The sequence below is a fragment of the Candidatus Pantoea symbiotica genome (assembly GCF_056491525.1).
In genome coordinates this window covers 1,376,386-1,401,943 of the sequence record NZ_JBSZHR010000002.1, presented here as the reverse complement: position 1 = coordinate 1,401,943, position 25,558 = coordinate 1,376,386, and the positions used below count along the sequence as shown (strand labels likewise).

Sequence of the window (25,558 nt, the reverse complement as noted above, 5' to 3'; positions counted from 1 at the left end):
TACGACGTTGTAGGGTGCGCATAAATGCGCACCTGGATACTGTTACTTTTTCTGTCCCGCCAGCTCAGCCAAACGCACAATCACATCCACTGACTGCGCCATCACATTGAGTGAGGCGAACTCGTGCTTGCCGTGATAGTTGTAGCCACCGGTGAACAGGTTCGGGCACGGCAATCCTTTCCACGACAGCGCAGAGCCGTCGGTGCCGCCACGAATTGGTTTGACGTTCGGTTCAATGCCACAATCGCGCATCGCCTGCAGCGCTAACTCAATAATGTGCGGATGCGGTTCAACCTTCTCGCGCATGTTGCGATAGCTATGGCTGATCTCGACCTTCACCGAACACTCGCTTTGCAGCCCTTTGCTGACGCGCTGGCCAATCTCTTCCAGCAGCTGTTTACGCTGTTCATAGTTGTCGGCATCAAAATCACGGATCAGATACATCAGCTCGGCATGTTCAACCGTGCCTTTGATGGTATGCAGATGGAAGAAGCCTTCGTAGCCGTCGGTGAACTGCGGCTTCTCTTTGGCCGGCAATTCCGCGTGGAAGCGCATCGCCAGATCCAGCGCATTGACCATCACATTTTTGGCGCTGCCCGGATGCACGTTGTTGCCGGTGATTTTGACCATTGCGGTGGCGGCGTTGAAGTTTTCGAACTCGAACTCGCCGAGATCGCTGCCATCCACGGTATACGCCCAATCGGCGGCAAAACCTTCAACGTCGAAGTGCGATGCGCCGCGACCAATCTCTTCATCCGGGGTAAAGGCCACGCGAATCGCGCCGTGTGGCGTATCACTTTTTGCCAGACGCGCCATCGCGGTCATGATCTCGGCGATACCGGCTTTGTCATCTGCGCCGAGCAGGGTTTTGCCATCGGTGGTGATCAGCGTATGGCCGATCAGCTTATGCAGGATCGGGAACATCACCGGCGACAAAATTTCATCACCGTTGCCGAGCGCGATATCGCCACCGCGGTAGTTTTCAATAATCTGCGGATTGACGTTTTTAGCGGTGAAATCTGGTGAGGTATCCATATGCGAAATAAAGCCGATCACCGGCGTGGCCCAATCGACGTTAGCCGGCAAGGTGCCCATCACACAGCAATGATCGCTCAGAGATACATCAACAAAGCCCAGCGCGATGAGTTCTTCCTGTAATTGGCGCGCCAGCGTCCACTGCCCTTCGCTGCTTGGCACCTGTCGTGCCTGAGGTTTTGACTGAGTTTCTACTGCGACATAACTGAGAAAACGCTCAAGTAATTGATCCATCTGTCATCCCTCTAAAGAACCTGCGTCATTATCATGGTGGCCTGATGGCACCATGTTGCGTCAAATCATTATCCTTCAGGTTAGCTCTCTCAACGTGAATTGCGCTGAAAATTCGCTCACTATCGCCTGTCCGACTTATCCGTTACGCATACTCCGGCATTTTTCAGAGTTTTCAAGGTAAATCCGTGGCAAAACATGGCATTGACACATTTTTGCGGTATCATCGCGCCCTTCATCACAGCAAGCGGCCACCAGCGGCTATGCTGTAACCTGATTCACCATCAGACTGAGTGACTAAAATGACGCAAACACGCGCGCCTGCGCTGGTTACGCTTTCTGGCATCAGTAAAGCTTTCGATGGCAAAAGCATCATCTCTGACTTCGACCTGACCATCCGTCACGGCGAGTTCATCACGCTGCTTGGCCCTTCCGGCTGCGGAAAAACCACCATATTGCGGCTGATTGCCGGGCTGGAAGATGCCGATCGCGGTCACATCATTCTTGATGATAATGACATCACCGATCTGCCCGCCGAGCATCGCCACATCAACACCGTGTTTCAGAGCTACGCGCTGTTCCCGCACATGTCGGTGTTTGAGAACGTCGCCTTTGGTCTGCGCATGCAGAAAACCCCGGCGGCCGAGATCACCACGCGCGTTAAGGATGCGCTGGCGATGGTGCAGCTGGAGAGTTTTGCCGATCGCCGTCCGCATCAGCTTTCTGGCGGTCAGCAGCAGCGCGTGGCGATTGCGCGCGCGGTGGTCAATCGCCCGAAAGTGCTGCTGCTGGATGAGTCGCTGTCGGCGCTGGATTATAAGCTGCGTCGCCAGATGCAAAACGAGCTCAAAGCGCTGCAGCGTAAGCTCGGCATCACCTTTGTCTTCGTCACCCACGATCAGGAAGAAGCGCTGACTATGTCCGATCGTATCGTGGTGATGCGCGATGGCCGCATCGAACAGGACGGCACGCCGCGCGAGATTTACGAAGAGCCCGCCAACCTGTTTGTCGCGCGCTTTATCGGCGAAATAAACGTGTTCGATGCCGAGGTGCTGAACAGCGACCATGCGCCCACTATCCGCGCGCGCGTGGAAGGCCGTGAATGTGAGCTGCAATGTGATTTCCCGGTCAGCGCGGGCGATAAGCTACTTGTGCTGCTGCGCCCGGAAGATCTGCGCGTTGAAGAGATTGATCACGACAGCCGCAGCGACAACCTGATTGGCTATGTGCGCGAGCGCAACTATAAAGGCATGACGCTGGAATCCACCGTTGAGCTGGAGAACGGCAAGCTGCTGACGGTGAGCGAGTTCTTCAACGAAGACGATCCTGATTTTGATCACTCGCTGAACCAGAAAATGGCGGTCAGCTGGGTGCCAAACTGGGAGGTGGTGCTGCCGTATGAAGTTGATGCGTAACCGCCTGCAGAAAGTGATTGTCGCGCTGATCGTCAGCTGGCTGACGCTGTTTGTACTGCTGCCTAACCTGATGATCTTCGCCACCAGCTTCCTGACGCGCGATGATGCGCATTTTGTCAGTATGGCCTTCACCCTTGATAACTACACGCGACTGCTCGATCCACTTTACGCCGACGTGCTGCTGCACTCGCTGAATATGGCGTTTATCGCCACGCTGTGCTGCCTGCTACTGGGTTATCCGTTTGCCTGGTGTCTGACGAAACTGCCGGCGCGCCTGCGTCCGCTGATGCTGTTCCTGCTGATTGTGCCGTTCTGGACCAACTCGCTGATCCGTATCTACGGCCTGAAAATCTTCCTCAGCACACGCGGTTGGCTGAATGAATTTTTGCTGTGGCTTGGGGTGATCGATAAACCGTTTCGCATCATGTACACCTCAGAAGCGGTGATTCTGGGACTGATCTACATTTTGCTGCCGTTTATGGTGCTGCCGCTCTACTCCAGCCTGGAAAAGCTGGATAAATCCTGCCTCGAAGCGGCGCGCGATCTCGGCGCCAGTAAAGTGAAAACCTTCTTACGCATCATTCTGCCGCTGACCATGCCAGGCATTGTCGCCGGTTGCCTGCTGGTGTTTATCCCGGCGATGGGCTTGTTCTTTGTGGCAGATTTGCTGGGCGGCGCGAAAAACCTGTTAATTGGCAACGTGATCAAGAGCCAGTTCCTGAATATCCGCGACTGGCCATTCGGTGCCGCCACCAGCATTGTGATGACGCTGCTGATGGGATTGATGCTGATGGCTTACTGGCGCGCAGCGCGTATGCTGAACAGCAAGGTGGAACTGCAATGATGGCGCGCTGGTTACGTGGCGGCTTCATGGCCGTGATTTACGCCTGGTTTTATATCCCGATCATCATTCTGATCGTCAACTCCTTCAACAGTTCGCGTTTCGGCATTAACTGGCAGGGCTTCAGCACGCAGTGGTATCGCCTGCTGATGAACAACGACAGCCTGATTCAGGCGGCACAACATTCATTGTTGATGGGCGTGCTCTCCGCCAGCTGCGCCACAACTATCGGCTCGCTGACCGCCGTCGCGCTCTATCGCTATCACTTCCGTGGTAAACCGTTCGTCAGCGGCATGCTGTTTGTGGTGATGATGTCGCCGGATATTGTGATGGCAATTTCGCTGCTGGTGCTGTTTATGCTGCTGGGCATTTCGCTTGGCTTCTGGTCGCTGCTGTTCTCGCACATCACCTTCTGCCTGCCGTTTGTGGTGATCACCGTCTATTCGCGCCTGAAAGGGTTTGATGTGCGCATGCTGGAAGCCGCCAAAGATCTCGGTGCCAGCGAAGTCACCATTTTGCGCAAAATTCTGCTGCCGCTGGCGCTACCGGCGGTCGCAGCGGGTTGGCTGCTCAGCTTTACGCTGTCGATGGACGATGTCGTGGTATCGTCGTTCGTCACCGGCCCGAGCTTCGAAATTTTGCCGTTAAAAATCTACTCGATGGTTAAAGTTGGCGTGTCACCGGAAGTGAACGCGCTGGCGACAATTTTGCTGCTGCTGTCGCTGCTGTTGGTGGCGCTCAGTCAGCTGTTGCTCCGTGATAAAACCAAATAGAGGATAATCGATGAAAAAGTGGTCTCATTGGCTGGCGGCTGGGGCGCTGGCATTGGGCATGCAGAGCGCGCAGGCGGATGCCGGCAAAACGCTCTACTTCTATAACTGGACCGAATACGTGCCGCCGGGACTGCTGGAGCAGTTCACTAAAGAGACTGGCATCAAGGTGATTTACTCCACCTACGAATCTAATGAAAGCATGTATGCCAAGCTGAAGACCTGGAAAGATGGCGCTTACGATTTGGTGGTGCCTTCCACCTACTTCGTCGCCAAGATGCGTAATGAAGGCATGCTGCAAAAGATCGATAAATCCCAGCTCAGCAACTTCAAAAATCTCGATCCTAACCTGCTGAACAAGCCGTTCGATCCTAATAACAATTACTCGATCCCTTATATCTGGGGCGCGACCGCCATTGGTATCAACACCGACGAAGTGGATGCCAAAAGCATTACCCGCTGGGCCGATTTGTGGAAGCCAGAGTATAAGCAGAGCCTGCTGCTGACCGACGACGCGCGTGAAGTGTTCCAGATGGCGCTGCGCAAGCTGGGCTATTCGGGCAACACCCGCGATCCCAAACAGATCGAAGCCGCTTATGAAGAGTTGAAAAAGCTGATGCCGAACGTGCTGGCGTTTAACTCCGATAATCCGGGCAACCCGTTTATGGAAGGCGAAGTGAACGTTGGCATGATCTGGAACGGTTCTGCCTACGTTGCGCGCCAGGCAGGTACGCCGTTGCAGATTATCTGGCCGCAGGAAGGCGGGATTTTCTGGATGGATAACCTGGCGATTCCCGCCAACGCGAAAAACCGTGAAGGCGCGCTGAAGCTGATTAACTTCCTGCTGCGTCCAGACGTGGCGGCGCAAGTGGCGGAAACCATTGGTTATCCCACACCAAACCTGGCGGCGAAGAAGTTATTGCCACAGGAAGTAGCCAACGATCCTTCGCTTTATCCTGCTGAGGATGTGATTAAAAAAGGCGAGTGGCAGAACGATGTCGGTGAAGCCAGCGTGCAGTATGAGACGCTGTTCCAGAAGCTGAAGGCGGGACGTTAATCTTTCGTAGGGTCGCTATTCATGGCGACCTGGCATGCCAGGTGCGCATAAATGCGCACCCTCCGACGATCGCTACTTATACAACCCACGCAAAAACGTATGCACAAACTCCGGCACCACTTCGCTTGCTAAGCCGTAATGACGCTCGGCAAACTCATTGCCGACCTGGCTTGGTTCCAGGTTCAGCTCCACGGTATGCGCGCCCTGCAGTTTCGCCTCGTGGACAAAACCAGCGGCGGGATAAACGTGACCCGAGGTGCCAATGGCGATAAACAGATTCGCCTGCTCAATCGCCTGATAAATCTCTTCCATTCCCAGCGGCATTTCACCAAACCACACGATGTGCGGGCGCAGCATGGCCGGGAACTGGCAGCAGGTGCAGCGATCGTCCGGGGTTAAATCTTCCGTCCAGTCGAGCACTTGTCCACTGCTAACGCAGCGCACTTTCAACAGTTCACCATGCATGTGCAACACGCGCTGGCTGCCGGCGCGTTCGTGCAGGTTATCGATATTCTGCGTCACCAGCAGAAAGTTATCGCCCAGCACCTGCTCCAGTTCTGCCAGCGCTTTGTGCGCGGCGTTAGGCTGGATTTCGGGCTGCTGCAGCTGTTGACGGCGCGCATTGTAAAACGCCTGCACCAGCGCCGGATTGCGTTGAAAACCTTCCGGCGTGGCGACATCTTCCACGCGGTGCTCTTCCCACAAGCCATCGGCAGCGCGGAACGTGCGAATACCGGACTCGGCGGAGATACCCGCGCCGGTCAGCACCACCACGCGCGGTTGCGGATGCGCGGCCAGTTCAGCTTTGCGATCGCGCTCGAAGATGCGCTGGCGAAAGCGCTGATGCACCTTGCGGCGGTTTTTTTTGTCGCGGGCGAGTCGTAGGCGGCGGCGCGGTATGCGCATAAAAGCTCCTTATCTGCGGCGTTTATCGCCGCGCGTCGGGTATTTTTCGGGCTAATCTGCCCGATAATAGCAGCCGCACGGCGGCTGCGTTTTATCTTTACTGACCGCTAAGCACGCGTGCCGGATCGATACGGCTGGCGCGGCGTGCCGGATACCAGCTGGCAATCAGGCTCAGGACAATCGCGGTGCCCAGCACCGAAATCACATCAATCCAGTGCAGTTCGGACGGCAGGAAATCGATAAAGTAGATATCTCCCGCCAGCAACTGATGCCCGGTAATGTGCTCAAATACGCGCATCACCGGCGTAAGATTGAGCGCCACCAGCACGCCGACCACCACGCCGCTGACGCTGCCGAGCAGGCCCGCCAGCAAGCCGTACCAGATAAAGATGGCGCGAATCAGGCCATCTTTGGCACCCAGCGTACGCAGCACCGCGATGTCGCTGCTCTTGTCTTTCACCGCCATTACCAGCGTCGAAACGATGTTGAAGCAGGCCACGCCAATCACCAGCACCATGGCTAAATACATAATGGCGCGAATCATCTGGATGTCACGGTACATATAGCCGTAAGTACCAATCCAGCTCTTGATATAGACGTAAGAGTGCGTCACTTCACCGGCGTCTCGTACCAGCTTCTGCGCCTGGAACGGGTCGTTCATTTTCAACGCGATACCGCTGACGCTGTCGCCCATATCCAGATACTTCTGCGCATCCGCCAGCGGCACCAGCGCCAGGCTGTGATCGAGCATGCCGCTCAGTTGCAGCACGCCGCTGACCTGCAGACGAATGCGTTTCGGCTGCAGCAGCTTATTCTCACCATCATTATTCGGGATCATGATGGTGATCCAGTCGCCCTGTTTAACGTTGAGCGATTTAGCGATGCCACCACCCAGAATGATCTGCTGTTTACCGGCCGCGAACTGCGACCACGCATCACCGGCAACAAAGCTCGGCAAGGCGCTAAGGCGCGCTTCCTGCTGCGGATCGACACCTTTCACCTGCAGCGCTTGCAGTTTCGCGCCGCTCTCAATCAGTCCGGTGAAGTTGATATAGGGCGCGGCAGCGGCAATGCCAGCAACCTGCTCAATCGGCGCGATCATCGGTTGCCAGTTGCGGAACGGCTGATTCACCGGCTCGATTTCACCGTGCGGCACCACCGCCAGAATGCGGTTGTTCAGCTCACGCTCAAAGCCGTTCATGGCGCTCAGGCCGATGATCAGCACCGCCACGCCAAGCGCAATGCCGATGGTGGAGATGATGGAGATCAGCGAGACCATGCCACCACGCCGCCGACCGCGGCTAAAACGCAGCCCGAGCAGCAGGGATAATGACGAAGCCATCAGATCACTCCCAGCGTCAGTTGGTCGCTCAGCTCACCGTCGCGCATCTCCATCTGACGGCTCAGGCGTTTCGCCAGCTGCAGATCGTGCGTCACTACCAGAAAAGCGGTGCCCTGCTTGACGTTCAACTCGCCGAGCAGTTCGAAAATTGCATCGGCGTTGCGCGCATCGAGGTTACCGGTGGGCTCATCGGCCATCACCAGACGCGGACGATTCACCAGCGCGCGGGCAATCGCCACACGCTGACGTTCACCGCCCGACAGCTCAGAAGGCCGATGCGCGGCACGTTTTTCCAGCCCGACCGCCGCCAGCATTTCACGCGCGCGTGACTCCGCCTCCGCTTTGCCGATTTTGCCAATCAGCAGCGGCATCGCCACGTTCTCCAGCGCGCTAAAGTCCGGCAGCAAGTGGTGGAACTGATAGATGAAGCCCAGCTCGCGGTTGCGCAGCTCGGCTTTCGCGGCGGACGACATCGCATTCAGCGATTTACCATCAAAAATCACATCGCCCGAGGTAGGTGCATCCAGGCCGCCGAGCAGATGCAGCAAGGTACTTTTACCCGAACCGGAGCTGCCGACAATCGCCGTCAATTCACCCGGCTGCAGGCTGAAAGCCACATTGCGCAGCACATCGGTCTGCACGCTGCCTTCCTGATAGCGTTTGCACAGGTCACGACACTGCAACAAAGGAGTATTACTCATAACGTAAAGCCTCAGCGGGTTGGACGGCGGCAGCGCGCCACGACGGATAAAGAGTAGAGAGCAGCGCGACGGCCATTGAGACCAGCGCGATGGTGATCACCTGCAGCACATTGATGTCGACCGGCAGCGCCGCGCCATCGAGGAACAGGCCAATTACCGGCATCAAATTATTCAGTTGGCTGGCAAGCAGCACGCCAAGCACGGTACCTAACAACGCGCCAATAATACCGGCGCTGGCGCCCTGCACCATAAATACCGCGACAATCTGGCGGCGGGTTAAACCCAGCGTTTGCAGGATCGCCACTTCACCCTGCTTCTCCATGATCAGCAGGCCGAGCGAGGTAATAATATTGAAGGCCGCCACTGCGATGATCAGGCTCAGCAGCAGCCCCATCATGTTTTTCTCCATGCGCACCGCCTGGAACAGATCGCCTTTGCGTTCACGCCAGTCTTTCCACGCCAGTCCATCCGGCAGTTTCTGCTGGCTGAGCGCATCAACGCTCAACGGCTTATCCAGCCACAAACGCCAGCCGGTGATGTTGCCGAGCGGATAGCGCATCACGCGTGATGCATCCTGCTGATTGACCAGAATCTGATAGCCATCCACTTCGCTGTTGGCGGCATACGTGCCGGCCACGGTGAAAATACGCTGGCTCGGCAAGCGGCCCACCGGCGTGAACTGGCTGACCGACGGCACCATCAAACGCAGCTGATCGCCACGCTTCACGCCCAGCTGTGCAGCCAGTTGCTCACCGAGGATGACGTTGTACTGGCCCGCTTGCAGCACGCTTTGTTGGGTGTTGACGAGGAACGGTGTCAGCGGATCCTGTTCGTCAGGATTGATGCCGAGCATCACGCCGACCGAGACGTTACGCGCGCTCTGCAATACCACATCGGCAGTGGTGAGCGGAGCGATGCGCTTAACGCCTTGCAGCTTGAGGTCCTCGGCTGGCAATTCCTTTGGGTTGATGCTGCCTTTGTCGCTGGTGATCAGCGCCTGCGGCATCAGGCCGAGGATATTACCCTCCAGCTCACGCTCGAAGCCGTTCATCACCGATAACACGGTGACCAGCGCCAGCACGCCGAGCGTGATGCCGATAGTAGAGAGCCAGGAGACGAAGCGACCAAAGCGGTCTGAGGCACGTCCACGCATGTAGCGCAAACCGATGAATAACGCGACTGGTTGATACATGAGATCCGTCTTGGCAGTTGCCTGAAAATAAGTAGTGGGATGATAAAGGAGGCGTCCCCTTTATGAAACCTCTAACCCTCTGAGTCTGCGGCAAAGTTGTGTCAAAAACCGTACCAGCCAACGCTTATGCATAAAATTGCGACAAATTAATGATGTTATTTGTACGTTTATTCGTCATCGGCTGGCGTAGACTTAAAGGTGAATTACCGTAGGCGACGAGGAGTACACCATGTTCAAATTCCCTAAGAACAGTATCGTGAAGCATAAATCGGGAGAGATCAGAGGCGAGATCGTTAACGTTTTTGAACAGGGAGATGCGCCAACCGGCTATTACGTGAAGTGGGACGACGGCAATCACAGCTACCATCTGGAGAAAGAGCTGTCATGGGCCAATGTCGATCGCCCGCGTATGCACTACACACAGCAATCGAGTAAGTGATTCGTGGGGGTTTTGTAGGGTCGTCATTTATGACGACCTGGCAGAAACTCCGAAACGACAGATGATCCTCAGGGCGGATTATGGAATGATGACGCCCTGTAATCCAAGGAGAGAATGTCGAGATCCCATGTCGGAACAGAGTCGTTATACCCTGCCAGTCAAAGCCGGCGACCATCGCCAGCTCGGCCAGCTAGTCGGCGCCGCGCAAGCGCTTGAGTGTGCCAGTATCACCGAACGCCACAGCGGTCCGGTGTTGATGATTACCCCGGATATGCAATCTGCCTTGCGTCTGCAGGAGGAGATACGCCAGTTCACCGATCTGCCGGTCACTAACCTCGCTGACTGGGAAACCCTGCCCTACGACAGTTTCTCGCCGCATCAGGACATTATCTCTGCTCGCCTCTCCACGCTGTATCAGCTGCCCAACTTAACGCGCGGTATGCTGATTATGCCGGTCAACACGCTGATGCAGCGCGTTTGTCCGCACAGCTTCCTGCACGGTCATGCGCTGGTGATGCAGCAAGGGCAAAAGCTGTCGCGCGATGCGCTGCGCGATCAGCTGGAGCAGGCTGGTTATCGCCATGTCGATCAGGTCATGGAGCACGGCGAATATGCTACACGCGGTGCGCTGCTCGATCTGTTCCCGATGGGCAGCGATCAACCTTATCGCATCGACTTCTTTGATGACGAGATCGACAGCCTGCGCCTGTTTGATGTCGATACTCAGCGCACGCTGGAAGCGGTTAACGCGATTAACCTGCTGCCGGCGCATGAATTCCCCACGGATAAAGCCGCCATCGAGCTGTTCCGTAGCCGCTGGCGCGAAACCTTTGACGTTCGGCGCGAGCCGGAGCACGTCTATCAGCAGGTGAGCAAAGGCACGCTGCCCGCCGGTATCGAATACTGGCAACCGCTGTTCTTTGAGCAGGAATTGCCAACGCTGTTTAGCTATCTGCCCGCCAATACCCTGCTGCTCAACAGCGGCGATTTGCTGGCCAGCGCCGAGCGCTTCTGGCTTGATGCCAACGCGCGCTTTGAGAATCGGCGTATCGATCCGATGCGTCCGTTGCTGGAGCCGGTTACGCTGTGGCTGCGTCCCGACACGCTAATGAGCGAACTGAAAGCCTGGCCGCGCATGCAGTTAAGCAGCGACACGCTGCCGGAGAAAGCGGCAAATACCAATCTGGGTTATCAGCCGCTGCCGGAATTAACCGTGCAGGCGCAGGCAAAAGCGCCACTCGATCTGCTGCGTCAGTTCCTTGAACAATTCAGCGGTCAGGTGATTTTTTCGGTTGAGAGTGAAGGTCGCCGCGAAAGCCTGCAAGAGTTGCTGACGCGCATCAAACTGCGTCCGCATGCCATCGATCACTTTGATCAGGCCGCCAATCAACCGCATAGCCTGATGATTGGCGCCAGCGAGCGCGGCTTTATCGATACGCAACGCCAGCTGGCATTGATCTGCGAAAGCGATCTGCTTGGCGAGCGCGTCAGTCGTCGTCGCCAGGATAATCGCCGCACCATCAATCCTGATGTGCTGATCCGTAACCTCGCCGAGCTGCATCCCGGCCAGCCAGTGGTGCATCTGGAGCACGGCGTTGGACGTTATATCGGCCTGACCACGCTGGAAGCCGGCGGCATCGTGGCCGAATATCTGATGCTCTCCTATGCGGGCGACGCCAAGCTGTATGTGCCGGTTTCATCGCTGCATCTGATTAGCCGCTATGCCGGTGGCGCCGATGAGAATGCGCCGCTGCATAAACTCGGCAGCGATGCCTGGTCGCGCGCGCGACAGAAAGCCGCCGAGAAAGTGCGCGACGTAGCGGCCGAGCTGCTGGATATCTACGCTCAGCGCGCGGCCAAAACCGGCTTCGCCTTTAAGCACGATCGCGATCAATATCAGCTGTTCTGCGAAGGCTTCCCGTTTGAAACCACGCCGGATCAAGGTCAGGCGATCAACGCGGTGCTGAGCGACATGTGTCAGCCGCTGGCGATGGACCGTCTGGTGTGCGGCGACGTCGGCTTTGGTAAAACCGAAGTGGCGATGCGCGCCGCGTTCCTCGCGGTTGAGAACGCCAAACAGGTCGCGGTGCTGGTGCCCACCACCTTGCTGGCGCAGCAGCATTACGACAACTTCCGCGATCGTTTCGCTAACTGGCCGGTGCGCATTGAAATGCTATCGCGCTTCCGCACCGCCAAAGAGCAGAGTCAGGTGCTGGAACAGGCGCGCGAGGGCAAAGTCGATATTTTGATTGGCACGCATAAGCTGCTGTCGAACGACCTGAAATGGCACGATCTCGGCCTGCTGATTGTCGATGAAGAGCACCGCTTTGGCGTGCGTCACAAAGAGCGGATCAAGGCGATGCGCGCCGACGTCGATATCCTGACGCTCACCGCCACGCCGATTCCGCGTACCCTGAATATGGCGATGAGCGGCATGCGCGATTTGTCGATTATTGCCACGCCACCGGCGCGACGCATGGCGGTGAAAACCTTTGTGCGCGAGTACGACAGTCTGGTGGTGCGCGAGGCGATCCTGCGTGAAGTGCTGCGCGGCGGCCAGGTTTACTATCTCTACAATGACGTCGAAAACATCGAGAAAGCGGCGCAGCGACTGGCCGAATTGGTGCCGGAAGCGCGTATTGCCATTGGTCACGGCCAGATGCGCGAACGCGATCTCGAGCGGGTGATGAATGATTTCCACCATCAGCGCTTTAACGTGCTGGTGTGTACCACCATCATCGAAACCGGTATCGACGTTCCCAGCGCCAACACCATTATCATCGAACGCGCCGATCACTTTGGCCTGGCGCAACTGCACCAATTGCGTGGCCGCGTGGGACGTTCGCACCATCAGGCCTATGCATGGCTGCTGACGCCGCATCCAAAAGCGATGACCACCGATGCGCAGAAGCGTCTGGAAGCTATCGCGTCGCTGGAAGATCTTGGCGCCGGTTTTGCGCTGGCAACCCACGATCTGGAGATTCGCGGCGCGGGTGAACTGCTCGGCGAAGACCAGAGCGGCCAGATGGAAACCATCGGCTTCACGCTGTATATGGAGCTGCTGGAGAATGCGGTCGATGCGCTGAAGGCGGGCCGCGAGCCGTCGCTGGAAGATCTCACCAGCAATCAAACTGAAATCGAATTGCGTATGCCTGCTCTGTTGCCGGATGATTTTATCCCGGACGTGAATACCCGCTTGTCGCTCTACAAGCGCGTGGCCAGCGCGGCGGATGAGCAGGATTTGGCGGAGCTGAAGGTCGAGATGATTGACCGCTTCGGCAAACTGCCGGATGCCGCACGTAATCTGCTGGATATCGCCGGGCTGCGTCTAGTGGCGCGCCAATTGGGGATTCGTAAGATCGAAGCCAGCGACAAAGGCGGCTTCTTCGAATTTGCGCCGCAGAATCAGGTTGATCCGGGCTGGCTGATTGGCCTGCTGCAGAAAGATCCTAAGCAGTGGAAACTGGATGGCCCAACGCGCCTGAAATTCACCCGAGACATGGCGGACCGGAAAATCCGTATGGAATGGGTGCAGGGTTTTGTCAGCGAGCTGGCGAAAAATCGGGTTTGATGCCGTGTTGCGGAAGGTCGCCATGAATGGCGACCCTACACCGCTATGATGTGTAATACGAAAAAAAGCGCCTTGCGGCGCTTTTTTGTTACTGCTGCTGTGATGCATCTTTGCCCAATTAGGCCTGATTCGAATTCAGGATCAGCTGACCATTACGGTCGAGCGGAATGCGGGTGCCAGGGTCATTTTCCATGCGGATTTTGCCCTGCTGGTCGCCTATTTTATAGGTCACGTCATAACCCAGCATTTTTTCCTGTTTATCGTACACCGTTTTGCAACGTTGCTCGTTGGTGGTGTAAGTGTCGCGATCCTGCAGCGCACCCTGCACCTGATTACCACCGTAACCACCGGCCAACGCGCCCGCTACCGTTGCCACATCGCGTCCGCGTCCGCCACCAAACTGATGGCCCAACACGCCGCCGGCTACTGCGCCCAGCACCGAACCGGCAATGCGATTCTCATCCTGCACCGCACGACGATGGGTCAGCGTCACATTGCGACACTCCTGTCGCGGCTGCTTGATGCTCTCTTTGATCGGCGTCGCCGACAGAACTTGTGCAAACTGCGGGCCGCGATCGAAGACATCCATGCTGGCGACTGCGGCAACGCCTAACGCTGCTGCTACGCCGATACCGATACCCGCTAACATTGATTTATTCACAGGAATGTCCTCCTGAAGGTTGTTACCGCGCATTCCTGCCGCTACGAAATCCTGATGTAGCCGAGGCATAACCGGCGTGCGCGCCGCGCCGTGTTTGTTGGTAATAAGTTTTACAGATGGACCGTAATTGCAACATCAGATTAATGGAGGAAACGCAGCGGAAACCCATCAGGGCCAGCTTTTAGGAGAGTTCTGAGAGCGGGTGAAATAGTGCCGTAACCTTAAGCTGAACGTGCTGTTTTCAGCGGGTTACGGCAGCTGGCGTGGCGTGGAACGGCATTCACCGCCCGAAAATCATCAGTGCAGCTTGAGGCGCGGACGTAGGACGCGGTTAAGACTGCCGACCAACATCATCAGACCGGTCTTGAAGTATCCGTGGAGCGCAATCTGGTGCATGCGATATAGAGAAATGTAGACAAAACGCGCAATGCGCCCTTCCACCATCATCGATCCGCGCATCAGGTTACCCATCAAACTGCCCACGGTGCTGAAGCGCGACAGCGATACCAGCGAACCGTGATCTTTATAAACATAGGCTTTCAATGGTTTATCTTTACGCTGTGCAAGGATGTTCTCCAGCGCGCGCGATGCCATCTGATGCGCTGACTGCGCGCGCGGCGGCACAAATCCGCCACCCGGCAGCGCGCAGGAGGCGCAGTCACCAATCGCGTAGATGTCGTCATCCAGCGTGGTTTGCAGCGTCTCTTTCACCACCAGCTGATTGATGCGATTTGTTTCCAGTCCGCCAATCTCTTTCAGGAAATCTGGCGCTTTGATACCGGCCGCCCACACCATCAAATCGGCATCGATGAATTCGCCGCCTTTGGTATTCAAGCCGTTTTCAGTGGCGCTGGTGACCATGGTTTGCGTCAACACCCGCACGCCAAGTTTGGTCAGCTCCTGATGCGCTGCCGCCGAGATGCGCGGTGGCAGCGCAGGCAGAATGCGTTCACCGGCTTCCACCAGCGTGACGTTCAGCGAGCTGCTATCCAGACCTTTGTAGCCGTAGCTGTGCAGCTGTTTTACCGCGTTGTACAGCTCAGCGGAGAGCTCAACGCCGGTGGCGCCACCGCCGACAATCGCAATATTCACTTTTTCCAGGCTGCCTTCGCTGGCCGAGAAACGCAGGAACAGGTTGAGCATTTCGTTGTGGAAACGACGTGCCTGATGCGGGTTATCAAGGAAGATGCAGTGATCTTTCACACCCGGCGTGCCGAAGTCATTTGAGGTGCTGCCAAGTGCGATAACGAGGCGATCGTAGGCCAGCTCACGCTGCGGCACTAACAACGCGCCTTCCGCATCGCGGATTTCAGCCAGCTCAAGGGTTTTGTTTTCACGGTTGATTTGCGTCAGCGACCCCAGCTGGAACTGGAAGCCGTGATTACGCGCGTGCGCCAGATAGCTCAGCGCATCAATCCCTTCGTCCATCGAACCGGTTGCCACTTCGTGCAGCAGCGGTTTCCACAGATGACTGTGGTTACGATCGACCAATATGATCTCGGCCTTTTTCTTGCGTCCCAGCTTGTGACCGAGCTGCGTTGCCAGCTCTAAGCCGCCAGCACCACCGCCGATAATAACGATTTTTTCCATAGATGTAGTCAACAAAGACCCCCTCAAAGTTGTAAACCAATAGTTAATTAATGGTTAATAAAAACCTTAATAAACATAGGGTTGGCGACGTTAAATCGCGAGCTGAGGGCAGAATATCACGGCGTCAAAGACATCACATAAGAAAATTGATGTACATCAATCTTTAAGCAGCATTATCAGAATGTTACACATTTTATGCGCCGCGTCACACGGCGCACCGACGGTCAGGCGAGGAGTTTGAAGGCTTTGATGCGCTGTAAATGCGGGGCGATGTTCTTGAATTTGTGGCTGGCTGCGTCATCCCAGATGATTTCATAGAACGGCTGCAGATACGCCGCGCTGCGCTGATTATCCAGCGCTTCATCCTGACGAGACAAAATCGCCAGACACTTATCGCGGTTCTTCTCGCGGAAATCATTGACGCATTTGGTAGCAATATCGAGATACTCTTCCGGGCGATCGATTTTGCCTTCCATGTTCTCAAACGGGAACAGATTGGGATTAAAGATCACCTGACGCATGCCACACAGGAAGCCAATGCGCTCGGCCCAATAACCGCCCAGCCCAACCCCGCAAATCAGCGGATGCGCATCGTCGCCCTGCTGCAGCAGCTTGTCGCACTCTTTCAGCAGAAACTGCATGTCGTGTTTGGGATGGCGAGTGCTGTAGCTGACTAATCTGACGTCCGGGTCAATAAACTGCAGCTGCAGCACTTTTTCATGGTTGCCCGGACTGTTGGAATCAAAACCGTGCAGATAGATGATCATGATTTTCCTCAGCGTGGAATAAATCCGGGCAGCGCGGCTTATCTGCCCGAAGCTTTGTGCGCCAACCAGCGCTCTTGCAATGCGCTGAGCTGACGCTGATTTTGCCGCCAGCGCTCGCTTGCCAGCAAGCTTTGACGGGTAAAACGCCCTTGATGGTATAACTGCGTCACGCGCTCTGCCCCGATCGGCGTCAAGTTATCCAGTACGCTTACCGCGCCGGCGCGCTGATTGCACACCAGGATCATATCGCAACCGGCATTCAGCGACTGCTGTGCGCGTTCGGCGTAGCTGCCCATCACGGCGGCACCTTCCATCGACAAATCGTCGGAGAAAATCACGCCGTTGAAGCTGAGCTCTTTGCGCAACACGGTTTGCAGCCAGTACGGTGAACCGCTGGCGGGCAACGGATCCACCTCAGTATAGATAACGTGCGCTGGCATCACCGCATCAAGCAGTTGCTCATCGATCAACTGCTTAAAGATCGCCATGTCATGCTGACGCAGCGTGGCGGCATCGCGATTGTCGCGCGGCGTCTCTTTGTGCGAATCCGCGCTGACCGCACCGTGACCGGGGAAGTGTTTGCCGGTGGTCTTCATGCCCGCTTCATGCATGCCGTTGATAAAACGACGCGCGACTTGCAGGGTGATGGCCGGATCTTCATGGAACGAACGGTCGCCAATCGCCGCGCTGATATGACCAATGTCGAGCACCGGCGCGAAACTGATGTCGATGTCCATGGCGATCATTTCCGATGCCATCTGCCAGCCCGCCTGCTGCGCCAGTTCACCGGCACTGTTGAGATCGTGCAGCGCGGCGAAGGATTGCATGGCCGGCAATTGCGTGAAGCCGTCGCGGAAACGCTGCACGCGTCCGCCTTCCTGATCCACCGCGACAACCAGACGATGGCGCGACGCGGCGCGAATCTGGCGCACTAGCTCTGCCAGCTGGTCGACATCGTGGAAGTTGCGGGCAAACAGAATCAGTCCGCCCACCAGCGGATGCTGCAGAATTTCGCGTTCTTCGGCGTCCAGCTCATAGCTTTCGACGTCGAGCATCAGCGGTCCAGGCGTGTTCATGGTCATGATTAAAATCCTACGTTAAAGGTCGTGCCAACTGGCCTGCGCCAGCTGTTGTAATGTGTCGTCCTGGCTCTGCTCGGCGCGCAACTGATACCAGCTGGCCATCAGCAGTTGCAGCCACGGCTGCCAGCGCTGCATCTGGCGCGCCAGTTCATGCTCATCCAACTTCGCGCGCGAGGCGTACTCGGCAATCCACGCTGAACGCGTATCGCCATCAACCGCACAAACCGCCGCTAGCTCCAGCGCCACGTCGCCATCGGCGGCATATTCCCAATCGATCAGGCGCAAACCGGCAGGCGTGGCAATCAGGTTGCCGGCGTGGACATCCATATGCAGCGGTGCCAGGCGCAGCGGCGGCGGTTCGCCCTGCTGTAATAAGCGTTGCAGACGACGCTGCCAGCGCCAGTGACGCTGCTGGCAAAGTTGCCAATAGCGCTGCAGCAGTGGCGCTAATCGTAAACGATAGCCGGTGAGTGGCTGTTGATGCAGGCGCTGCAGCAGCGCCACAATCGCCTCCCGCTGCGCGTTAAACTGCGCGGAGGTGAGCACCTCGCCCGGCAACCAGCTTTGCAGAAGCCAGGGATCGCGCCATGCCAGCGGCTGCGGCCCGAGATCTGCATATCTGAGCTGCTGCAGGATGCGGTATTCGCGCTGGCGATCAACAAACGGGATCGGCTGCGGCGGCGCACGTCGCGCCAGCAACGCGCCCTGCGGCATCTGCACGCGCACGCTTTGCCCGCTCAGTCCCGGTAGCGCGAAAAAATGACCGGCAGCTTGCGCCGTCGGCCATTGTTGCTGAAGCATGTTTTGCAGCTGCGGATCAGGGTTGAGCAACACCGTTTCCTGACCAGATGATTTCACCGGTTTGTACCAGCATCAGCTGCATTTGCAGCGTTGGTGCTTTCACATCGCCCTGCGCATTGCTGTAGAGCACATACTGCGCGTTAACGTTGCGCGCCAGACCAATCGCTTTACTGCGCGAGTTGAGGCTGTCATCCGGCGATAAGCCCAGCGTCTGCTTGGCCTGCGCCAGCTGTTCGGGAGTGATCAGCGTGAACTTGCCGTTGTTGGCCAGCGCATTCTGAATCGCATCGGTGGCTTTGTCGGTTTGCAGCGCGCCGTTGGTGCTGTTCTTTATGCGATCCACCAGCAGCACGCTGCCAGGATTCACGCCTGAAGATTGCACCATCTTGCCGACTAATGGCTGGACGCTGGCATCCCAGTTAATGGTTTTCAGCTTCGGTGGCTGCGGCACGGTTTCTGGCGGCGGCACCGGCTGCGGCGTCGGTTCAACCGGCTGAGTTGGCGTGGTCGGCTGCGTGGGTTCTACCGGCGCTGGCGTCTGTTGTTTCACCACACAACCGGTGAGCATTAGCGCAAATAACAACGCGCCCGAACGTTTTACACTGCAAATCACAGCTTACTCCTCAAAGATAAAGATAGAGACGCACCTTACTGGCGGTCGGATTGCCCATTTGTGAGGCCACTTCTACGCTGCCATGCGCCGGGACAATTTGGCTCTGCGCCGGCTCTTCCGGCGTGATTTCCAATCCTTTGTCGTCGTACCAATAGAAACGATAGTGCACTTTCACCGGCGTTTCCCGCTGGTTATACAACACGCTCATGGCACGCTGCTGACCATCTTGCTCGGTCAACTTCGGATCATCGGTAATAATGCCTGCGGATAATACAGACGATTCCATTACCAGCGACTGCGAGGTATTAATCATCGGCTTATCGCTGCTGCAACCTGCAAGGGTCAGCAACAGCAAGCCACTCAGCCATTGACGCATCAATTTGTCCGCCTGAGTTAGATGGCCAACATTGGGCCCAGCGGCTGACCGCCGACCAAATGCATATGGATGTGATAAACCTCCTGACCGCCATGACTGTTGCAGTTCATGATCAGACGATAGCCATCTTCGGCAATGCCTTCATCACGGGCAATTTTGGCGGCCACGGTAATCATCCGGCCCAGCGCCTGCTCGTGTGCGGCCTGCACATCGTTGGCGGTGGGAATCAATACATTGGGGATGATCAGAATATGGGTAGGCGCTTTGGGCGCGATATCACGGAAGGCGGTGACCAGTTCGTCCTGATAAACCACGTCGGCGGGGATCTCGCGACGGATGATTTTACTGAAAATGGTTTCTTCAGCCATGGTGCATTTCCTTAAGCCTGAGTTCAGTCAGGCAGTATGCGTGAGGAATTCCATTTCTTTCAACCTCAGGACCACATTTCCTGTATTAAATGACTGCCTTTAAGCCGTTTTCTCCCTTCGCCACGCATTGTGCTGCAACTCGCATTTCTAACATCTCATTAACCACAAAAATGAAACGCTGTTTTATAAATTAGAGATATCACGCCATTTTCTTTGTGATTTTGCCATCCACCAGAAAGTCATTGCGAAATCACGAAGGTTTGCACGCTTAAGCCGCTCTACTTTCAATCCAATCCGAGCAAGTTGTACGGAGTGATGAGGGATGTGTTTACCGACTAATTCAAGGAGAACCTGCCATGCGCTCTCGTAAGATTGGCCTGGGCCATTATCTGGCCTATGGGTCCGGGGATTTCCTCGGTGCAGGCACCACGGCGTTAACCGCCGCCTGGCTGCTCTACTTTTACACCACCTTTTGTGGGCTCTCGCCGATTCAGGCGACCTTCATTTTTGCTGCCGCTCGCGTGCTGGATGCGGTAGTGAGCCCGCTGATGGGTTTCCTGACCGATAACTTTGGTTCGACCTGGCTCGGCAAGCGCTTTGGCCGCCGCAAATTCTTTATCCTGCTCGGCATCCCGTGCGTGTTCAGCTACAGCCTGATGTGGGTTGGTGACATGAGTTTCTGGTGGTATCTGCTGACTTATCTGCTGTTCGATATGGTCTACACCATGATTCTGGTGCCCTACGAAACGCTGGTGCCGGAGATGACCGATGATTTTAAACAGAAAACCCGCTTCTCTGGCGCGCGTATTGGGTTGGCGCAGCTGTCGGCTATTCTGGCGGCGTTCCTGCCGGGCGTGCTGATTGGCTGGTTTGGCAAAGATAATCCGATCTCCTTCTTCTACGCCAGCCTGGTGTTCTCAGTGATTTGTGCGCTGGTGTTAACGCTGGTGTGGCTGTTTACATGGGAGCGCGATCCCGACGATTTCTCTGCTGAATCACGCCGCGCAGAGCAGGAGAAATCACAGCTGACCTTGCTGCAGAGCCTGAAACGCCTCTACACCGAGCTGGCCTCAACGCTGCGCATTCGTATTTTCCGCCAGCATCTGGGCATGTATCTCGGTGGCTATATCGCGCAGGACGTGTTTAACGCGGTGTTTACCTGGTATGTGGTGTTTGTGCTGATGCAAAGCGCGCAAATCGCCTCCAACCTGATGGGCACCATGGCGGTGATGCAGTTTATTGCGGTGATGGCGATGATTCCGCTGTGTATTCGCCTTGGACCAGCGCCCGCGTATCGTATGGTGGTGGTGCTGTTTGGTCTGAGCGCCCTCTCCTACGCCGGATTGTGGTACACCGGCATGAACGACAACTTCGCCCTGCTGGTACTGATTTCTGGCCTTGCTGGTCTTGGTCGCGGTGGCATCAACTATGTGCCGTGGAATACATACACCTACATCGCTGACGTCGATGAAGTGATTACCGGTCAACGTCGCGAAGGCATTTTTGCCGGCATCATGACGCTGACGCGCAAAGCGTCACAAGCAGGTGCGGTGATGTTCGTCGGGATCGTGTTGCAGCTGGCGGGCTTCTCTTCCGGCAAGGCCACACAAGTCCCGGCTGTCGGCCATACCATTCTGGCGATCCTCAGCGTGGGCACACTCTGCGTGCTGGCCTGCGGCTTCATTATTTCACTGCGCTTCAAGCTCAACCTGCAAACCCACACCGTGTTGCGCGAAGAGACATTGAAAATGCGCGAAGCCGGACGCGTGGTGCCGGAACGCATTACGCCGCAAGCGCGTGAAGTGGTCGAAATGCTGGCGGGCATGCCGTATGAAAATCTGTGGGGCAATAACAACGTCGGGTATCTCAACCGTCATAAGCCTGCCGCACCGCCGCTGCCGACTCAGCCACGATCTTTACCTTCTCTCTCTACCCTGATTAACGATAGGAATGAACCATGACTGTATTTCCTGTGAAGCACAGCGCGTTACTGCGCCAGCCTGAATATCTGTTGCCACGTAGTGAGCTGGTGCAGTTGATTCAGCAGCTAACCCATAATCTGGTGAATATTACCGATCACAGCGGCGAGTTTTTGCTGCGCCTCGATGATGGCCGCGTGATCGATACCAAAGGCTGGGCCGGTTGGGAGTGGACACACGGCATCGGCCTGTACGGCATGCTGCACTACTATCAGCAAACCGGCGATCAAGAGACGCTGAAGATCATCGATGACTGGTTCAGTGCGCGGCTGGCGGAAGGTACGCCAACCAAGAACGTCAATACCGTTTGTCCGTTCCTGACGCTGGCGTATCGCTATGAAGAGACGCGAAATGCCGCGTGGCGGCCGGTGCTGGAGCGTTGGGCTGAATGGGTGATGTATGAGATGCCGCGTACCGAGCAAGGCGGCTTGCAGCACATCGTCTACAACAACGAAAACACCCAGCAGCTGTGGGATGACACCTTGATGATGAGCGTGATGGCGCTGGCGAAGATTGGTCAGCTGCTGGAACGTCCGGAGTTTGTCGAAGAAGCCAGTTATCAGTTCCTGATTCATACCCAATATTTGATGGATCGCCAAACCGGTTTGTGGTTCCACGGCTGGACGTTCGAGGGACGGCACAACTTCGCCAACGCGCGCTGGGCGCGCGGCAATAGCTGGCTGACTATCGTTATTCCTGATTTCCTCGAGATGATGAACTGGCCGGAACAGCATGCCACGCGGCGTTTCCTGCAGCAGGTGCTGGAGAGCCAGGTGAAGGCGCTGAGCACCTGTCAGCACAGCAGCGGTTTGTGGCACACCTTGCTCGACGATCCCAACAGCTATCCTGAAGCCTCCGCCACCGCCGGTTTCGCCTATGGCATTCTTAAAGCGGTGCGCAAACACTACCTTTCGCCCGCCTATTTACCGCTAGCGGAGAAAGCGTTGCGTGGGGTGATCGGAAATATCGATGAGGATGGGGAACTGAAGCAGGTGTCGTTCGGAACGGCGATGGGTAGCGATCTGGAGTATTACCGTCAGATACCACTCACCTCGATGCCGTATGGTCAGGCGATGGCGCTGCTGTGTTTGACAGAGTATTTGCGGGTTTATTTATAAATAAAAAATGCCCTCATTTGAGGGCATTTTTACGCACCGAAAGTGAAGTGCGATGAAGTGGCGGCAGAGGAGTAAAGCGTCCCAAGCCAGGGATGGCTTGGGCCGAGCCCCAGGGATGGTTTATGGCGTCTTTACGATCTGACGCCGCTTCATCGCACCGGCTCTGCCTGCCCTTTATCGTTACATACTGCGGATATAATCATCCATTTCAGTTTTCAGGTTATCGGACTTGGTGCCGAAGATCGCCTGAACGCCTGAACCTGCTACCACCACACCACGTGCGCCAAGGCTTTTCAGTTCAGCCTGATCAACCTTGCCGACATCTGCCACACTCACACGCAGACGAGTGATACAGGCATCAAGGTTAGTGATGTTCTCTTTACCACCAAACGCGGTAACCAGTTTGCCAGCCATTTCGCTGCCGGTTGCGCTGCTCTGCTCCATCGCGGTGTCCTCACGGCCAGGGGTTTTCAGATTCAGTTTCACAATCAGGAAACGGAACACGGTGTAGTAAATCAGGCCGTAGATGATACCCACAATCGGGAACAGCCAGATTTTACTGCTGTTACCGCTCAGCACGATAAAGTCGATCAGACCGTGTGAGAAGCTGGTGCCATCACGCATACCCAGCAGGATACAGATTGGGAAGGCCAGGCCCGCCAGAATCGCGTGGATCACATACAGAATCGGCGCCACGAACATGAAAGCGAACTCGATTGGCTCGGTAATACCGGTCAGGAACGAGGTCAGCGCGGCTGAGATCATGATGCCGCCCACTTTGGCGCGGTTTTCTGGTTTAGCGGTATGCCAAATCGCAATCGCTGCTGCTGGCAGACCGTACATTTTGAACAGGAAGCCGCCTGACAGTTTGCCTGCCGTTGGGTCGCCCGCCATATAACGTGGGATATCACCGTGGAACACCTGACCTGCGGCATTGGTGAATTCACCAATCTGCATCTGGAAAGGTACGTTCCAGATATGGTGCAGACCAAACGGCACCAGTGAACGCTCAATCAGACCGTAAAGTCCAAAGGCGACGACTGGGTTTTGGTATGCAGCCCACTGTGAGAAGTCCTGAATTGCGGTACCGATTGGCGGCCAAATGAATGACAGCACCACACCGGTGAAAATCGCGGCCAGACCGGAGATGATCGGCACAAAGCGCTTGCCGGCAAAGAAGCCGAGATACTCAGGCAGTTTGATGCGGTAGAAGCGGTTAAACATATACGCCGCAATGGAACCGGCGATGATCCCGCCGAGCACACCGGTATCCGCCAGATGCTTGGCCTCGATTTCTCCGGCAGGCATATGCAGTACCAGTGGCGCAACCACCGCCATGGTTTTCACCATGATGCCGTAAGCAACTACGGCCGCCAGCGCAGACACGCCGTCGTTATTGGTAAAGCCAAGTGCCACACCGATCGCAAAGATCAGCGGCATATTGGCAAACACCGAACCACCCGCTTCGGCCATGACGTGGGAAACTACTTCCGGCAGCCAGCTGAAGTTTGCTGAACCAACACCTAACAAAATACCGGCAATCGGCAAAACCGATACCGGCAACATCAGCGATTTACCTACTTTCTGCAGGTTCGCAAATGCGTTCTTGAACATAGAAACTCCTGAGTATGAGTGCAATTTTTTGCGCAGTGCGCATGGCTTAGGGGGAGGATCCTTCGCCGGGGTGACGCTGAGCGTCTTTTGATTTATTACGAAGAGTAAAATAAATCGCTAATTGTTAAATTGACGGCCATCACATTTCGCTAAAAGCGGCCCCTTCCTTTCAGTCATTTCTGACTGACTTGCGCTAATAAACAGCAACAAATCACTGCCTGCGTCCATTCAGACGCAGTGCAGTTGGGTGATTTTAGATTAATTACAGTGTTTGAAATAAAGCGTTTAGCCGCCGAGACGACTCATCGGGATGTGGAACAGGCGGGAGAAGTTTTCTGTGGTGGCAGCGGCGAGGGTTTCGATATCCACGCCTGTTAATACCGCCATGTAATCTGCAACATCACGCGTAAACGCCGGCTGATTCTCTTTACCACGGTGCGGTACCGGCGCCAGATACGGCGAATCGGTTTCTACCAGCATGCGATCAAGCGGCACATAGCGCGCCGCATCACGGATCTGTTCGGCGTTGCGAAAGGTCAGAATGCCGGAGAAGGAGATATAAAAACCAAGATCCAGCAGTTTGGCTGCGGTTTCTTTATCTTCGGTAAAACAGTGCAGCACGCCGCCGCACTTCTCCACCTGCTCTTCGCGCAGGATTGCCAGCGTGTCTTCACGCGCATCACGCGTGTGCACAATGATCGGTTTATTCAGCGCGATACCGGTACGAATGTGTTCACGAAACGAGGCTTGCTGCTGCGCTTTGGTTTCCTGCTGATAGAAGTAATCCAGCCCGGTTTCACCCAGCGCGACCACGCGATCCTCGGCGGCCAGACGGCGGAACTCTTCGACGTCGTACGGCGCTTCCTGATTGAGCGGATGCACGCCACAAGCCAGCGCGACGTTTTCACGATCGCCTACCAGCTGTTTGATTTTGTAGTAATCCGGCAAGGTGGTGGCAATTGCCAGCATAAACTTCACATCACGCGCCGCCGCTTTGGCGATGACATCATCCAGATCGCGGTGGTGTTTTTCATAATCGAGGCCATCGAGATGGCAGTGGGAATCGACAATAAACATAGAGCTCTCTTT

The 25,558-nt window shown here is 56.0% G+C and carries 23 protein-coding genes; 8 read left to right on the top strand and 15 right to left on the bottom strand.

From position 1 onward, the window contains the following. Positions 1-42: 42 nt before the first annotated feature. On the bottom strand, positions 43-1,269 hold the full coding sequence (gene pepT / locus ACXIZX_RS07075) for a peptidase T (protein ID WP_479403842.1): 1,227 nt from the start codon (positions 1,267-1,269) through the stop codon (positions 43-45). A 299-nt stretch (positions 1,270-1,568) separates the two neighbouring features. On the opposite strand from pepT, the gene potA reads away from it, so the two are divergent. The 4 genes from potA to potD are packed head-to-tail and all read left to right on the top strand — an operon-like array spanning position 1,569 to position 5,349. Continuing rightward, positions 1,569-2,681 (top strand): spermidine/putrescine ABC transporter ATP-binding protein PotA, encoded by a 1,113-nt coding sequence (gene potA / locus ACXIZX_RS07070; protein ID WP_479403841.1) that lies wholly within the window; start codon positions 1,569-1,571, stop codon positions 2,679-2,681. After that, the gene (gene potB / locus ACXIZX_RS07065; protein ID WP_479403840.1) at positions 2,665-3,525 is read left to right on the top strand and encodes a spermidine/putrescine ABC transporter permease PotB; all 861 of its coding nucleotides are present in this window, start codon (positions 2,665-2,667) and stop codon (positions 3,523-3,525) included. The genes potA and potB overlap by 17 nt, the downstream gene beginning before the upstream one ends. Beyond that, positions 3,522-4,295, top strand: coding sequence for a spermidine/putrescine ABC transporter permease PotC (potC, locus tag ACXIZX_RS07060; RefSeq protein ID WP_479403839.1), 774 nt, complete (start codon positions 3,522-3,524; stop codon positions 4,293-4,295). The genes potB and potC overlap by 4 nt, the downstream gene beginning before the upstream one ends. A 10-nt stretch (positions 4,296-4,305) precedes the next feature. After that, on the top strand, positions 4,306-5,349 hold the full coding sequence (gene potD / locus ACXIZX_RS07055; protein WP_479403838.1) for a spermidine/putrescine ABC transporter substrate-binding protein PotD: 1,044 nt from the start codon (positions 4,306-4,308) through the stop codon (positions 5,347-5,349). Positions 5,350-5,421: 72 nt separating this feature from the next. On the opposite strand, the gene cobB is transcribed toward potD, so the two are convergent. The 4 genes from cobB to lolC form a co-directional block, all read right to left on the bottom strand. Next, positions 5,422-6,255, bottom strand: coding sequence for a Sir2 family NAD+-dependent deacetylase (gene cobB, locus ACXIZX_RS07050; protein WP_008103022.1), 834 nt, complete (start codon positions 6,253-6,255; stop codon positions 5,422-5,424). A 97-nt stretch (positions 6,256-6,352) separates the two neighbouring features. After that, positions 6,353-7,597 carry a lipoprotein-releasing ABC transporter permease subunit LolE gene (gene lolE / locus ACXIZX_RS07045; protein WP_061716936.1) on the bottom strand — a complete coding sequence of 415 codons (1,245 nt, stop codon included), beginning with the start codon at positions 7,595-7,597 and terminating at the stop codon, positions 6,353-6,355. Further along, on the bottom strand, positions 7,597-8,298 hold the full coding sequence (gene lolD, locus ACXIZX_RS07040) for a lipoprotein-releasing ABC transporter ATP-binding protein LolD (RefSeq protein ID WP_008103026.1): 702 nt from the start codon (positions 8,296-8,298) through the stop codon (positions 7,597-7,599). Before lolD ends, lolE begins: the two co-directional genes overlap by 1 nt. Next, complete coding sequence (lolC, locus tag ACXIZX_RS07035) at positions 8,291-9,490, bottom strand: lipoprotein-releasing ABC transporter permease subunit LolC (protein ID WP_154194704.1); 1,200 nt, start codon at positions 9,488-9,490, stop codon at positions 8,291-8,293. Before lolC ends, lolD begins: the two co-directional genes overlap by 8 nt. Positions 9,491-9,719: 229 nt before the next feature. On the opposite strand from lolC, the gene ACXIZX_RS07030 reads away from it, so the two are divergent. Further along, entirely contained in the window at positions 9,720-9,929 is a 210-nt protein-coding gene (locus ACXIZX_RS07030; RefSeq protein ID WP_064740896.1) for a hypothetical protein, read from the top strand. A 127-nt stretch (positions 9,930-10,056) separates the two neighbouring features. Further along, entirely contained in the window at positions 10,057-13,500 is a 3,444-nt protein-coding gene (gene mfd / locus ACXIZX_RS07025) for a transcription-repair coupling factor (RefSeq protein ID WP_179451256.1), read from the top strand. 118 nt (positions 13,501-13,618) lie between these two features. Here mfd and ACXIZX_RS07020 read toward each other — a convergent pair whose 3' ends face one another. From ACXIZX_RS07020 to hinT, 8 genes are all read right to left on the bottom strand, one after another. Continuing rightward, complete coding sequence (locus ACXIZX_RS07020) at positions 13,619-14,161, bottom strand: glycine zipper 2TM domain-containing protein (protein WP_007885735.1); 543 nt, start codon at positions 14,159-14,161, stop codon at positions 13,619-13,621. Positions 14,162-14,458: 297 nt separating this feature from the next. Then, positions 14,459-15,763 (bottom strand): NAD(P)/FAD-dependent oxidoreductase, encoded by a 1,305-nt coding sequence (locus tag ACXIZX_RS07015; protein ID WP_085982480.1) that lies wholly within the window; start codon positions 15,761-15,763, stop codon positions 14,459-14,461. 212 nt (positions 15,764-15,975) lie between these two features. Continuing rightward, a complete protein-coding gene (gene ycfP, locus ACXIZX_RS07010; RefSeq protein WP_008103034.1) occupies positions 15,976-16,518 on the bottom strand; it encodes an alpha/beta hydrolase YcfP in 543 nt (180 codons plus the stop codon). Between the two features lie 38 nt (positions 16,519-16,556). Then, the gene (gene nagZ, locus ACXIZX_RS07005; protein ID WP_479403837.1) at positions 16,557-17,600 is read right to left on the bottom strand and encodes a beta-N-acetylhexosaminidase; all 1,044 of its coding nucleotides are present in this window, start codon (positions 17,598-17,600) and stop codon (positions 16,557-16,559) included. A gap of 15 nt (positions 17,601-17,615) precedes the next feature. Then, complete coding sequence (gene thiK / locus ACXIZX_RS07000; RefSeq protein WP_479404854.1) at positions 17,616-18,401, bottom strand: thiamine kinase; 786 nt, start codon at positions 18,399-18,401, stop codon at positions 17,616-17,618. A gap of 16 nt (positions 18,402-18,417) precedes the next feature. Beyond that, on the bottom strand, positions 18,418-19,014 hold the full coding sequence (gene lpoB, locus ACXIZX_RS06995) for a penicillin-binding protein activator LpoB (protein WP_479403836.1): 597 nt from the start codon (positions 19,012-19,014) through the stop codon (positions 18,418-18,420). A 10-nt stretch (positions 19,015-19,024) separates the two neighbouring features. After that, the gene (locus ACXIZX_RS06990) at positions 19,025-19,390 is read right to left on the bottom strand and encodes a YcfL family putative periplasmic lipoprotein (RefSeq protein WP_008103043.1); all 366 of its coding nucleotides are present in this window, start codon (positions 19,388-19,390) and stop codon (positions 19,025-19,027) included. A 17-nt stretch (positions 19,391-19,407) separates the two neighbouring features. Next, the gene (gene hinT / locus ACXIZX_RS06985; protein ID WP_007885755.1) at positions 19,408-19,758 is read right to left on the bottom strand and encodes a purine nucleoside phosphoramidase; all 351 of its coding nucleotides are present in this window, start codon (positions 19,756-19,758) and stop codon (positions 19,408-19,410) included. A 356-nt stretch (positions 19,759-20,114) separates the two neighbouring features. Between hinT and ACXIZX_RS06980 the strand changes: the two genes are divergently transcribed. Further along, on the top strand, positions 20,115-21,719 hold the full coding sequence (locus ACXIZX_RS06980) for an MFS transporter (RefSeq protein WP_154194698.1): 1,605 nt from the start codon (positions 20,115-20,117) through the stop codon (positions 21,717-21,719). Beyond that, positions 21,716-22,855, top strand: a complete 1,140-nt coding sequence (bglB, locus tag ACXIZX_RS06975) for a beta-galactosidase BglB (protein WP_479403835.1) — start codon at positions 21,716-21,718, stop codon at positions 22,853-22,855. Before ACXIZX_RS06980 ends, bglB begins: the two co-directional genes overlap by 4 nt. A 180-nt stretch (positions 22,856-23,035) precedes the next feature. Here bglB and ptsG read toward each other — a convergent pair whose 3' ends face one another. Continuing rightward, complete coding sequence (ptsG, locus tag ACXIZX_RS06970) at positions 23,036-24,469, bottom strand: PTS glucose transporter subunit IIBC (protein WP_008103049.1); 1,434 nt, start codon at positions 24,467-24,469, stop codon at positions 23,036-23,038. 285 nt (positions 24,470-24,754) lie between these two features. Further along, positions 24,755-25,546: a metal-dependent hydrolase gene (locus ACXIZX_RS06965; protein WP_479403834.1), complete on the bottom strand. Its 792-nt coding sequence runs from the start codon at positions 25,544-25,546 to the stop codon at positions 24,755-24,757. Positions 25,547-25,558: the final 12 nt, after the last annotated feature.